10 protein-coding genes are annotated in these 12,307 nt (G+C 66.3%); 9 read left to right on the top strand and 1 reads right to left on the bottom strand.

Annotation, left to right across the window (positions count from 1 at the left end; genetic code table 11):
* Positions 1 to 30: 30 nt before the first annotated feature.
* The 7 genes from purB to GTZ97_RS07085 are packed head-to-tail and all read left to right on the top strand — an operon-like array spanning position 31 to position 7,556.
* Positions 31 to 1,404 carry an adenylosuccinate lyase gene (gene purB, locus GTZ97_RS07055; protein WP_161649888.1) on the top strand — a complete coding sequence of 458 codons (1,374 nt, stop codon included), beginning with the start codon at positions 31 to 33 and terminating at the stop codon, positions 1,402 to 1,404.
* Positions 1,405 to 1,422: 18 nt separating this feature from the next.
* Positions 1,423 to 2,262 carry an orotidine-5'-phosphate decarboxylase gene (gene pyrF / locus GTZ97_RS07060; RefSeq protein ID WP_161649889.1) on the top strand — a complete coding sequence of 280 codons (840 nt, stop codon included), beginning with the start codon at positions 1,423 to 1,425 and terminating at the stop codon, positions 2,260 to 2,262.
* Positions 2,263 to 2,308: 46 nt separating this feature from the next.
* Positions 2,309 to 3,559 (top strand): efflux RND transporter periplasmic adaptor subunit, encoded by a 1,251-nt coding sequence (locus tag GTZ97_RS07065; RefSeq protein WP_161649890.1) that lies wholly within the window; start codon positions 2,309 to 2,311, stop codon positions 3,557 to 3,559.
* Between the two features lie 23 nt (positions 3,560 to 3,582).
* Positions 3,583 to 4,284, top strand: coding sequence for an ABC transporter ATP-binding protein (locus GTZ97_RS07070; RefSeq protein WP_161649891.1), 702 nt, complete (start codon positions 3,583 to 3,585; stop codon positions 4,282 to 4,284).
* Between the two features lie 9 nt (positions 4,285 to 4,293).
* Positions 4,294 to 5,454 (top strand): ABC transporter permease, encoded by a 1,161-nt coding sequence (locus GTZ97_RS07075; protein WP_161649892.1) that lies wholly within the window; start codon positions 4,294 to 4,296, stop codon positions 5,452 to 5,454.
* A 21-nt stretch (positions 5,455 to 5,475) separates the two neighbouring features.
* Entirely contained in the window at positions 5,476 to 6,651 is a 1,176-nt protein-coding gene (locus GTZ97_RS07080) for an ABC transporter permease (RefSeq protein WP_161649893.1), read from the top strand.
* 11 nt (positions 6,652 to 6,662) lie between these two features.
* Positions 6,663 to 7,556: a fumarylacetoacetate hydrolase family protein gene (locus GTZ97_RS07085; protein WP_161649894.1), complete on the top strand. Its 894-nt coding sequence runs from the start codon at positions 6,663 to 6,665 to the stop codon at positions 7,554 to 7,556.
* 24 nt (positions 7,557 to 7,580) lie between these two features.
* On the opposite strand, the gene GTZ97_RS07090 is transcribed toward GTZ97_RS07085, so the two are convergent.
* Positions 7,581 to 8,192 (bottom strand): TetR/AcrR family transcriptional regulator, encoded by a 612-nt coding sequence (locus tag GTZ97_RS07090; RefSeq protein WP_161649895.1) that lies wholly within the window; start codon positions 8,190 to 8,192, stop codon positions 7,581 to 7,583.
* A 143-nt stretch (positions 8,193 to 8,335) separates the two neighbouring features.
* On the opposite strand from GTZ97_RS07090, the gene GTZ97_RS07095 reads away from it, so the two are divergent.
* Positions 8,336 to 9,343, top strand: coding sequence for an alpha/beta hydrolase (locus tag GTZ97_RS07095; protein ID WP_161649896.1), 1,008 nt, complete (start codon positions 8,336 to 8,338; stop codon positions 9,341 to 9,343).
* A gap of 62 nt (positions 9,344 to 9,405) precedes the next feature.
* On the top strand, positions 9,406 to 12,306 hold the full coding sequence (gene uvrA, locus GTZ97_RS07100) for an excinuclease ABC subunit UvrA (protein ID WP_161649897.1): 2,901 nt from the start codon (positions 9,406 to 9,408) through the stop codon (positions 12,304 to 12,306).
* The last annotated feature ends 1 nt before the right edge of the window (position 12,307 follow it).

A 12,307-nucleotide genomic window follows, 5' to 3' on the forward strand; every position in this document is an offset into this window, starting at 1 on the left:
CGCCTGTCGGCTGTCTGTCTGTGTGCTGCCATGAACCTGTCTGCTCTCTCTGCCCTGTCGCCGCTGGACGGCCGTTATGCCGCCAAGGTGGCTGCCCTGCGCCCGCTGCTGTCCGAGTTCGGGCTGATGCACCGTCGTGTGCAGGTGGAGATCGAGTGGTTCATCGCGCTGTCGGATGCCGGTCTGCCTGAGCTGCCGCCGCTGTCGGATGCGGCCCGCAGCTACCTGCGGGGTCTGGTGTCGCGCTTCTCCGAAGTGGATGCGCAGGCCATCAAGGACATCGAGAAGACGACCAATCACGATGTGAAAGCGGTCGAGTACTGGATCAAGCAGCGTTTTACCGGCCACGCCGAGTTGGAGAAGGCCGGCGAGTTCGTGCATTTCGCCTGCACGTCTGAAGACATCAACAACACCAGCCACGGCCTGATGCTCAAGTGCGCGCGTGAGCAGGTCATCCTCCCGGCCATCGACGGCCTGATCGGTACGCTCAGCGGTATGGCCCACGCCATGGCCGAGATCCCGATGCTGAGCCGCACGCACGGCCAGACCGCATCCCCCACCACGGTGGGCAAGGAAGTGGCCAACGTGGTGGCTCGCCTGGCTGCGGCACGTGAGCGCATCGCCGAGATCAAGCTGTTGGCCAAGATGAATGGCGCCGTGGGCAACTACAACGCCCACCTGTCGGCCTACCCCGACACCGACTGGGAAGCCTTCAGCCGCAGCGTGATCGAGAACCAGCTGGGCCTGACCTTCAATCCCTACACGATCCAGATCGAGCCCCATGACTACATGGCCGAGCTGTTCGATGCCGTCACGCGCACCAACACCATCCTGATCGACTGGTCGCGCGACGTGTGGGGCTACATCAGCCTGGGCTACTTCAAGCAGAAGACCAAAGCGGGCGAGATCGGCTCGTCCACGATGCCGCACAAGGTCAACCCCATCGACTTCGAGAACGCCGAAGGCAACCTGGGTCTGGCCAATGCCGTGCTGACGCACCTGAGCCAGAAGCTGCCCATCAGCCGCTGGCAGCGCGATCTGACCGACTCCACCGTGCTGCGCAACATGGGCGTGGCGCTGGGCTACGCCTTGCTGGCCTACGACAGCCTGGCCCGCGGCCTTGGCAAGCTCGAAGTGAACCCCGAGGCACTGGCAGCCGATCTGGACAGCTCGTGGGAAGTGCTGGCCGAGCCCATCCAGACGGTGATGCGCCGCTATGCGCTGCCCAACCCGTACGAGCGCCTGAAAGAGCTGACCCGCGGCAAGGCGATCACGCGCGAGTCCATCCAGGCCTTCATCCAGACGCTGGAGCTGCCGGAAGAAGAAAAGGCGCGCCTGATGGAGATGACGCCGGGCAATTACATCGGCAAGGCCGTCGAGCTGGCTCAGCGCATCGGCAAGTAAACCGGGACAGGCGTCGACATGATCTTCACCGAACAGCTGCTGCGCGCGCAGCAACAGCACCAGTCGCTGCTGTGCGTGGGCCTGGACCCGGAGCCGTCGAAGTTCCCGGGCGCGTGGAAGGGCCAGCCGGACCGCATCTACGACTTCTGTGCCGCCATCGTCGACGCCACCAAAGACTTGGTGTGCGCGTTCAAGCCGCAGATCGCCTACTTTGCCGCCCACCGGGCCGAAGACCAGCTCGAGAAGCTGATGGCGCACATGCGCCGCGTGGCGCCCAGCGTGCCGGTCATCCTCGATGCCAAGCGCGGGGACATCGGTTCGACTGCCGAGCAGTATGCGCACGAGGCGTTCTCTCGCTACCAGGCCGATGCGGTCACGCTGTCGCCCTTCATGGGCTTCGACACCATGGAGCCCTTTCTGCGTTACCCGGGCAAGGGCGTGATCCTGCTGTGCCGCACCTCCAATCCCGGTGGCTCCGATCTGCAGAACCTGCGTCTGGCTGACATCGAAGGCCAGCCGCGCGTGTACGAGCACATCGCCAAGCAGGCGCAAGGCCCCTGGAACACCAACGGCCAGATGGGCTTGGTGGTGGGCGCGACCTTCCCCGAAGAGATCGCCCGCGTGCGCGAACTGGCGCCCACCTTGCCACTGCTGATTCCGGGGGTTGGTGCGCAAGGCGGCGATGCGGTGGCCACGGTCAAGGCCGGCCTGCGCACGGATGCCACCGGCGCCGTCACCGGGACCATCGTCGTCAACAGTTCGCGCGCGGTCTTGTATGCGAGCAGCGGCGATGATTTTGCGAGCGCAGCGCGCCGTGTCGCGCTGCAGACCCGCGACGCGCTCAACGCTGCCCGCTGACATGGCCCACAATCACCGGGCGCGTTGTGTCGCGAACCGGTGAGCCATGTCCGATACCCCTTCTTCGTCTTCGTTGAACACCCTGCGGATAGACCGCAGCGCGCCTGCGGCGCGTCGTCGTAGGCCCTGGGGCTGGCTGGCCCTGGGCGGCGCGGTCGCAGTGGGTGTGCTCGCCTGGCTGCTGTCGCCCAAGGTGACGCCGGTGCAGACCACAGCTGTGGTTACCGCCGCAGCCTCCCAGCAGCATGTGCTGCTGACCGCCTCGGGCTATGTGGTGGCGCAACGCCGGGCTGCGGTGGCGTCCAAGGCCACCGGGCGGCTGGTCGAGCTGCATGTGCGCGAAGGCTCGGCGGTGCGCCAGGGCGAGCTGATCGCCCGCATCGACGCCAGCGACGTGCAGGCGGCCATCGTGGCTGCCGAGGCAGCCGTGCGCCAAGCTGAGGCGGGCGTGCGTCAGGCCGAGGTGGAGCTGGCCAACGCGCAGGCCGAGGTGGTGCGCAGCAAAGGCTTGCAGGCACAGGGTTTCGTTTCGCCTCAGGCGGTCGATGCCGTGCAGACACGCGCCAACGCGGCCCAGGCCGCTGTGGCCTCGGCCCAGGCGGGGTTGGCGGCGGCCCGCGCGCAGGTCAAGGTGCAGCAGGTGGCGCGTGATTTCACCGAGATTCGCGCGCCGTTCGACGGGGTGGTGCTGGTCAAGAACGCCAATGTGGGCGATGTGATCACGCCGCTGTCGAGCGCAGCGGGCACCCAGGGCGCGGTGGTCACCATGGCCGACATGACCACGCTCGAAGTCGAAGCCGATGTGTCGGAAGGCAGCCTCTCGCAGGCGCGAATCGGCCAGCCGGTCGAGATCACGCTGGACGCGCTGCCGGGCGTGCGCTTCATTGGCCAGGTGGGCAGCATCGTGCCCACGGTCGACCGGGCCAAGGCCACCGTCACGACCAAGGTGCGTTTCAACCAGCTTGACCCCCGCGTGCTGCCAGAGATGAGCGCCAAGGTGGCCTTTCTCGCTCAGCCCATCACCGCGGCGGATCAGCAGCCGCTGCTGGCGGTGCCGCCCGGTGCGCTGGCGCAGCATGCCGGCCAGCCCGTGGTCTGGCGCATTGTCACAGAAGGCGCGGGCGACGCCGCGCGCATGACGGTGCAGCCCGTGCGCGTGAAGCCGGGGCGCAAGCTCGGCGAGGTACAGGAGGTGACGCCCGAGCCGGCTGACGCATTGAAGTCGGGCGACAAGGTCGTGCTGCAGCCCGGTGCCGCGCTTGAGCCGGGCAGCCGCGTGCGGCCTGCGCAGCCCTGACCGCGGCGAAGGGATGTGAGCGCATGAGCGAGCCCTTGATCCGCATCCGTGGCCTGAGCAAGGCCTACCAGCGTGGTGGGCAGACCCTGCCCGTGCTGGTCAACATCGACCTGGATGTCCAGGCCGGCGAGTTCGTGGCGCTGATGGGGCCCAGCGGCTCGGGCAAAAGCACGCTGCTCAACCTGATTGCCGGCATCGACCAACCCACTACCGGGCGCATCGAGATCGGCGGCATCGACATCGCCACGCTGAGTGAGACGCAGCTGGCAGACTGGCGAGCGGCCCACGTTGGCTTTATTTTTCAGTTCTACAACCTGATGCCCGTGCTGACGGCGTTCGAGAACGTCGAGCTGCCCCTGCTGCTGACGGGCCTGAGCCGTCGCCAGAGGCACGAACACGTGAGTGCGGCCCTGGCCATGGTGCAGCTCAGCGACCGGGCCGATCACCACCCCAACGAGCTTTCAGGCGGCCAGCAGCAGCGCGTGGCCATTGCCCGCGCCCTGGTGACCGACCCGCAACTGATCGTGGCCGACGAGCCCACAGGCGACCTCGACCGCGCCACCGGTGAAGAGGTGCTCAACCTGATGCAAACGCTGCAGCGCGAGCTGGGCAAGACCATCGTGATGGTGACGCACGACCCCAAGGCCGCTGCGCGGGCCGGGCGCTTGGTGCATCTGGAGAAGGGCGTGCTGGTGCCCGATGAGGACATGGCCGCAGGCCATTGAAGGCGCACGATGTTCGTCTTGCGCTTGCTGCTCAAAAACGCTTTTCGCCACCGCCTGCGCACGCTGTTGACCATGGTGGGCCTGGTAGTGGCCATTTCGGCGTTCGGGCTGCTGCGCACCATCGTGGACGCCTGGTATGCCGGCGTGGACGCCACCTCCAGCACCCGCCTGATCACCCGCAACGCGATCTCGCTGACCTTCCCGCTGCCGCTGCACTATGCGGAGCGCATCAAGGGGCTCGACGGTGTGAGTGGCATCTCGTGGGCCAACTGGTTTGGCGGGATCTACATCACCGAGCGCAACTTTTTCGCGCAGTTCGCGGTCGACCCGCCCAGCTATCTGGCGCTGTATCCCGAGTTTGTGCTCGATGAGGCCGAGAAACAGGCCTTCTTTCGGGATCAGCAGGGCGCGGTCGTGGGCCGCAAGCTGGCGCGCCAGTTCGGCTGGAAGGTCGGCGACACCATCGCCCTGCGCGGCACGCTCTACCCAGGCACGTGGACGTTTACCATCCGCGGCATTTACGAAGGCAAGGACGCCAAGACGGATGAACAGCAGATGTTCATCCACTGGAAGCGGGTGTCCGAGAACATCCGAACCCGGCACGCGGGCGGCAAGGCGGATTTCGTCGGTGTGTTCATCGTGGGTATCACGAACCCGGACGAGGCGCCGCAGCTCTCACAAGCCATCGATACCCTGTTCCGGAACTCGCTGGCCGAGACGCTGACCGAAACCGAGAAGGCGTTTCAGCTCGGTTTCGTGTCCATGAGCGAGACCATCCTGATCGCCGTGCAGGCCGTCAGCCTGATCATCATCCTCATCATCATGGCGGTGATGGCCAACACGATGACGATGACGGCGCGCGAGCGCCTGGCCGAGTACGCCACACTCAAGGCGCTGGGCTTTCCGCCGCGCTTTGTCGTGCAATTGCTGTTCGGCGAGAGCCTGATGATTGCACTCATCGGCGGGGCCATCGGCATCGCCATCACCTTTCCGCTGGCGCAGGCCTTTGTGTCCGCCGTGGGCACGCTGTTTCCGATCTTCAAGGTCTCGGCCCTGACGGTCGGCTTGCAGCTGCTGGCCTGTCTGACGGTGGGTGTGGTTGCGGCGGCCTGGCCGGCCTGGAAGATGTCGCGCATCGACATCGTGCAAGGGTTGCGCCATGTGGCGTGAACATCAGTGGGGCGAACCGATATGAGCCTGCGCACCGTCCCCCTGAGCTACATCGCCCGCAACCTCTGGGTGCGGCGCGTGACCACTGCACTGACGGCCGGCGGCATGGCCCTGGTGGTGTATGTCTTTGCCACCGTGCTGATGATGAGCGAGGGCATCCGCGCGACGCTGGTGGCCACCGGCCAGCCGGACAACGTCATCGTGCTGCGCAAGGGGGCGGGGGCCGAGATCAACTCCGGCATTGGGCGTGACCAGGCGGCGGTCATTGCCAGCCTGCCGCAGATCGCCACCGATGGGCAGGGCCGCAAGCTGGTCAGCCGCGAGCCGGTGGTGCTCAACACGCTGCCCAAGCGCGACACCGGCAAGCCCAGCAACGTCACGGTGCGCGGCACCTCCGAGCTGGGCCTGGCCTTGCGGCCGCAGGTGCGGTTGGTTCAGGGCAGGATATTTCGGCCTGGCACGAGTGAGATCGTGACCGGCCAGGCCGTGGCCCGTGGCTTCGCCGGTGCGGGGCTGGGCGAGACGTTGCGCTTTGCCGGTCGCGACTGGACGGTGGTCGGGGTGTTCGATGCGGGGCGCAGCGGTTTTGACTCCGAGATCTGGGGCGACAGCGAGCAGATGATGCAGGCCTTTCGGCGCCAGGCGTTTTCGACCGTGGTGCTGCGGCTGACCGAGCCGGCGCGCTTCGAGACGGTCAAGGCCCAGTTGGAGAGCGACCCACGCCTGACGCTGGAGGCGAAGCCAGAGGTGCAGTTCTATGCCGAGCAGTCCGAAGCGCTGGCCACCTTCATTCGCATCCTCGGACTTGCTCTGTCCATCATCTTTTCGATCGGCGCGGTGGTGGGTGCCATGATCACGATGTTTGCCGCCGTGGCCTCGCGCATCGGCGAGATCGGCACGCTGCGTGCGCTCGGCTTCAGGCGGTCGGCCGTGCTGTCGGCTTTTCTTGGCGAGTCGCTGTTGCTGTCGCTGGTGGGGGGGCTGGTTGGCCTTGGGGGCGCAGCCTTCATGCAGACGGTCAACATCTCGACCGTCAACTTCCAGACCTTCTCCGAACTGGCGTTTCGCTTCCAGCTGACGCCGGCCATTGCCGTGCAGTCGCTTGTGTTTGCCTTGATCATGGGTGTGCTGGGGGGCTTCATCCCCGCCTGGCGCGCCGCTCGGCTCAAAATTGTCGACTGTCTGCGCGAAGCGTAGAAAGGACTGTCATGCAACTGTGTACCTTCCGATACCTTGAGCGCACCGCCGTCGGCCTGGTGCAGGGCGATCAGGTGATCGATCTGAGTGCGGCGCTGGGCGGGGGCTTGTCGGCCCACCAGCCCATGATCGACCTGATCGCGCAGTGGTCGACGCTTGCCTCACGTGTGGCGGCCCTCGCCTCAGCGCCCGTTCAGCCGCGGCTGCCACTGGCGGCGGTGACGTTGCTGGCGCCCATCCCGCGGCCGGGCAAGACGCTGGCCATTGGCCTGAACTACCTGGAGCATGTGCAGGAGCGCATCGTCGGCGAAAGCCGCACCGTGCCCGAGCACCAGATCTGGTTTCCCAAGCTGGCTAATGCGATTCATGCGCCTTACGCGCCCATCGTGCTGCCCCGCATCTCGCAGATGACCGACTACGAAGCCGAGATGGTCGCCGTGATCGGCCGGCGCTGTCGCCATGTGCCGGCCGAGCGGGCGCACGAGGTGGTGTTCGGCTATGCCGTGGGCAACGATGTGTCGGTGCGCGACATCCAGAAGCGCACGTCGCAGTGGACGTTGGGCAAGAGCTTTGACACCCACGCACCTTTCGGCCCCTGGATCACCACGGCCGATGAGGTCGGCGATCCGCATGCGCTCGAGATGCGCGCCTGGGTCAATGGCGAACTACGTCAGCACAGCAACACCCGCTTGATGATCCACAACGTGTGGGCTCAGATCGCACAGCTCACGCAGGTGATGACGCTGGAGCCGGGCGACCTCGTCTTCACCGGTACCTGCAGCGGGGTGGGCGCGGCCTACGATCCGCCGAAGTACCTGCGTGCAGGCGATGTGGTGCGCATCGAGATCGAGCGCCTGGGCCGCATCGAAGCCACCTGTGTGGACGAAGCGGATACCGCGGCTTGAGGCCCCCGGCACGGGCCGGCCTGCTCACGCGGCAGCCGGCGGCTCCAGCGAGGTCAGCACCGCCTGCATGAACTCGCTGACGGTGGGCGCCAGCTCGCTCAGGCGGTCGGCGCGGCCTTCCTCGATGGCCTGGAGGATCAGTTCATTGACGCCCCCCACGACGGCGGTGGCCAGTGCCGGGCTCAGCGGGCGCTTGCCTGGCTCGCGCAGGCGTGACAGTTCGACCTGCATGATCAGGAACATTGCAAACCGCTGGCCGATGCGCCGGCGCATCGCCAGGCCGGGCGCCCCGAGTTGCATGAGCTCGATGTAGAGCGTGCGCACCAGTGCGGGCTGCGCCTGCAGCGCCTGCAGGTACAGGTCGGTGACCCGACTGAGCTGCGCCACCCAATCGGCCTCCGGGTCGTAGCCTGCAGCAATCAGGCCCAGGATGGTTTCGCTCAGGCGCTCGCACAGCGCCAACAAGCAGGCATCCTTGTTCTCGAACTGCTCGTAGAACGTCCGCCGTGAGACGTGTGCCCCCGCGACGATGTCGGCAATCGTCAGCTCGGCATACGGGCGCTCGATCAGTGCCAGCGTGAGCGCATCCAGCAGGCGAGTGCGGTGGTCGACAGGGGCGGTGGCGGAATCAGACATGGCGGGGTGGGGCGGGGAGCGCAGGGTGACACGACAAGGCCCCTGACTGCGGGGTCTGGTACTTGACAGTACCACTGTCGGGGCCTAAGGTGCGCGGCGTGGTACGTGATCGTACCGATTTTCGCCGTACACGAGGAGACCCCATGAACGCCCATTTTGCCCGTCCCTGGTTGAGCGCCCTGGCGCTGGTGGCTGCCACCGCATCGGCGCAGCCGGCGCAGCTCGCCGCACAGCCCGCCGCTGCGCACAAGGTGGTGGATGCCAGCTTCCCCTGCCAGCAGGTGACCTGCGATGCCGAGATGTGGCTGCCTGCTCAGACGCCAGCAGGACAGAAGCCGCCGGTCATCCTGATCGCCCATGGCTTTGGCGGCCTGAAAGACTGGGGGCTGCCGGCTTTTGCCGAGCGCTTCGTGCAGGCGGGCTTTGCCGTGGTGCGCTTCGACTACCGGGGCTTCGGCAAGAGCGGGGGACAGCCGCGCCGCGTGGTCGACGGCAAGGCCCACGTGCAGGACTGGTTGTCGGCCATTGACGCCATCAGCAAGCGCCCCGAGGTGGACGGCCAGCGCCTGGGCATCTGGGGCACCTCCTACAGCGGCGGTCAGGTGCTGGTGGCCGGGGCCGAGCGCCCGAACGTGGTCAAGGCGGTCAGCGCCCAGGTGCCGTTTGTCAGCGGCCTGTCCAGCGGGCTCAGGTACCCGATCAAGTACCAGCCGATGGCCACCTGGTACGCCCTGCGCGACCTGATGCGCGGTGAGGATGAAGAGCCGGTCTATGTGCCCGTGATCGACAAGGATGGCGGCTTCGCCGCGCTGATCTGCGACGAGTGCTACGAGGGCTACAAGAAGCTGGTGCCGGCGGCGGCTCAGCAAGACCCGATGCAGAACCGCGTGGCCGCCCGCGTGTTCCTGAGTCTGCCCTTCTGGTTCCCCGGCAACCGCGCCAAGGACGTGATTGCGCCTACGCTGATCGTGGCTGCAGAGAACGATGGCCTCATTCCGGTCGCCAAAGTGCGCGACGTGGCCAAGAGCCTGCCCAAGGGCGAGTACCTGGAGCTCAAGGGCGCGGATCACTTCTCGCCTTACACCGGCCCCTTCTTCGAGCAGACCGTGGCGCGCCAGACAACGTTCTTCAAGCAGCACCTGATGCGCTGAACAGATCGGCGGGGCATTCGCAGTCGGACGTATCATGTCCGGTTGACCTCTGATCGCCGCCGATGTCCCGCTCTGCTGCTCCTGCCGTTCCTACCGTTGCCGACGCCCTGCGCCCCCAGATGCACATTCGCGGGGCGCGCACGCACAACCTCAAGAACATCGACCTGGACCTGCCCCGCAACCAGCTGGTGGTGATCACCGGGCTGTCGGGCTCGGGCAAGTCCAGCCTGGCCTTCGACACGCTGTATGCAGAAGGGCAGCGCCGTTACGTCGAGAGCCTGAGCGCCTACGCGCGTCAGTTTCTGCAGTTGATGGACAAGCCCGATGTCGACGTGATCGAGGGCCTGTCGCCGGCCATCAGCATCGAACAGAAGGCCACCAGCCATAACCCGCGATCCACCGTGGGTACGGTCACCGAGATTCACGACTACCTGCGTCTGCTGTACGCGCGCGCCGGCACGCCCTTCTGCCCCGACCACGGTCTGGCGCTGCAGGCCCAGAGCGTCAGCCAGATGGTGGACGCGGTGCTGGCCCTGCCCGAGGACACCAAGCTCATGATCCTCGCGCCGGTGGTACGCGACCGCAAGGGTGAGTTCGCCGAGCTGTTTGCCGACATGCAGGCCCAGGGCTATGTGCGTTTTCGCGTCAATGGCCGGGTTGTCGAGGTGGCCGATCTTCAGCCTCTGGTCAAGAACGAGAAGCACGACATCGATGTCGTGGTCGACCGTCTCAAGGTGCGCGCCGACATGGCGCAGCGTCTCGCGGAGAGCTTCGAAACGGCACTGCGCCTGGCTGAGGGCCGCGCTCTGGCCATCGAAATGGACACCGGGGCCGAACACCTTTTCTCGGCCAAATTCGGCTGCCCGGTGTGCAGCTATTCGCTGGCCGAATTGGAGCCGCGCCTCTTCTCATTCAACTCGCCCGTGGGCGCCTGCCCTACCTGTGATGGCCTGGGCCACGTGATCGCCTTCGATCCCCACCGTGTGGTGGCCTTTCCGTCCCTGAGCCTGGGCAGCGGGGCAGTCAAGGGCTGGGATCGCCGCAACCCCTACACCTACAGCCTGATCGAATCGGTGGGCCAGCATTACGGCGTCGACATCGAGCAGCCGTTCGAAGACCTGCCGACGGCCGTGCAGCAGGTGCTGCTTTATGGCTCGGGCACAGAAGAGATCACCTTTGTTTACGAGGCCGATGGGCCGTCGGGCAAGAAGCGCAAGGTCAAGCGCTCCCACCCCTTCGAGGGCATCATCCCCAACTTCGAGCGCCGCTTCAAGGAGACCGATTCGGCCGCGGTGCGCGAAGAGCTCGGCCGCTATCAGCAGCCCAAAGCCTGCCCGGATTGCCACGGCACGCGCCTGCGCCGGGAAGCCCGCCATGTGAAGCTGTTGGATGCCGTCACCGGCGATACCCGCGCCATCTACGAGATCGGCCACGCCACCCTGGCCGAGGCCCACCGCTACTTTGAGGCCCTGCAGCTGCAGGGGGCCAAGGCGGAGATCGCCACCAAGGTGGTCAACGAGGTGCGCTCACGTCTGCGCTTTTTGAACGACGTGGGCTTGAATTACCTCAGCTTGGACCGCAGCGCCGACACGCTGTCTGGTGGCGAGGCGCAGCGCATCCGCCTGGCCTCGCAGATCGGGTCGGGCCTGACCGGTGTGATGTACGTGCTGGACGAGCCCAGCATCGGCCTGCACCAGCGCGACAACGACCGTCTGATCGGCACCTTGCAGCATTTGCGAGACCTGGGCAACAGTGTCATCGTCGTCGAACATGATGAGGACATGATCCGCGCCGCTGACCATGTGGTCGACATGGGGCCCGGCGCGGGCGTGCACGGCGGCCGCGTGCTCGCTCAGGGTACGCCCGAGCAAGTGGCGGCCCACCCGGACAGCCTGACGGGCCAGTATCTGGCCCGGCGACTGGGCATTCCACTGCCCTCCCAGCGGCGTGCCTTTTCAGCCGACACCCCGCGCCTGCGGGTGGTCAACGCGCGCGGCCACAACCTCAAGGGCGTGACCGCCGAGATCCCGGTGGGCCTGCTCACCTGTGTGACCGGGGTGTCTGGCTCGGGCAAGTCCACACTGGTCAACGACACACTGTATGCGGCGGTGGCCAAGAAGCTGTACCAGGCGCACACCGAGCCCGAGCCGCACGATGAGATCGAGGGCTTGGCGCAGTTCGACAAGGTGATCAACGTCGACCAGTCGCCGATTGGCCGCACGCCACGCTCCAACCCCGCCACTTACACCGGCCTGTTCACGCCCATCCGAGAGCTGTTTGCCGATGTGCCGGCTGCACGTGAGCGCGGCTATGGTGCGGGGCGCTTCAGCTTCAATGTGGCGGGTGGCCGCTGCGAGGCATGTCAGGGCGACGGCGTGCTCAAGGTCGAGATGCACTTCCTCCCGGATGTGTATGTGCCGTGCGATGTGTGTCAGGGCAAGCGCTACAACCGCGAGACGCTGGACATTGCTTACAAGGGCAAGAACATCCACGAGGTGCTCGAGCTGACGGTGGAGGATGCGCTGAAGTTCTTTGCCGCTGTGCCCACCATCGCCCGCAAGCTGCAGACGCTGATGGACGTGGGCCTGGGCTACATTCGGCTGGGCCAGAGCGCCACCACCCTGTCAGGTGGGGAGGCACAGCGCGTCAAGCTGGCGCTGGAGCTCAGCAAGCGCGACACCGGCCGCACGCTCTACATCCTGGATGAGCCGACCACCGGACTGCACTTCCACGACATCGCGTTGCTGCTCAAGGTGCTGCACCAGCTGCGCGACGCGGGCAACACCATTGTGATCATCGAGCACAACCTGGACGTCATCAAGACCGCCGACTGGCTGATCGACATGGGCCCCGAGGGCGGTTCGGGCGGCGGACAGGTGCTGGTGGCGGGCACGCCCGAGGACGTGGCAGCCGCACCCCAGAGTCACACGGGCCGCTACCTCAAGCCGCTGCTGCGGCGTTGAC

The sequence above is a fragment of the Aquabacterium fontiphilum genome (genome assembly GCF_009909205.1).
Lineage (GTDB): Bacteria > Pseudomonadota > Gammaproteobacteria > Burkholderiales > Burkholderiaceae_C > Aquabacterium > Aquabacterium fontiphilum.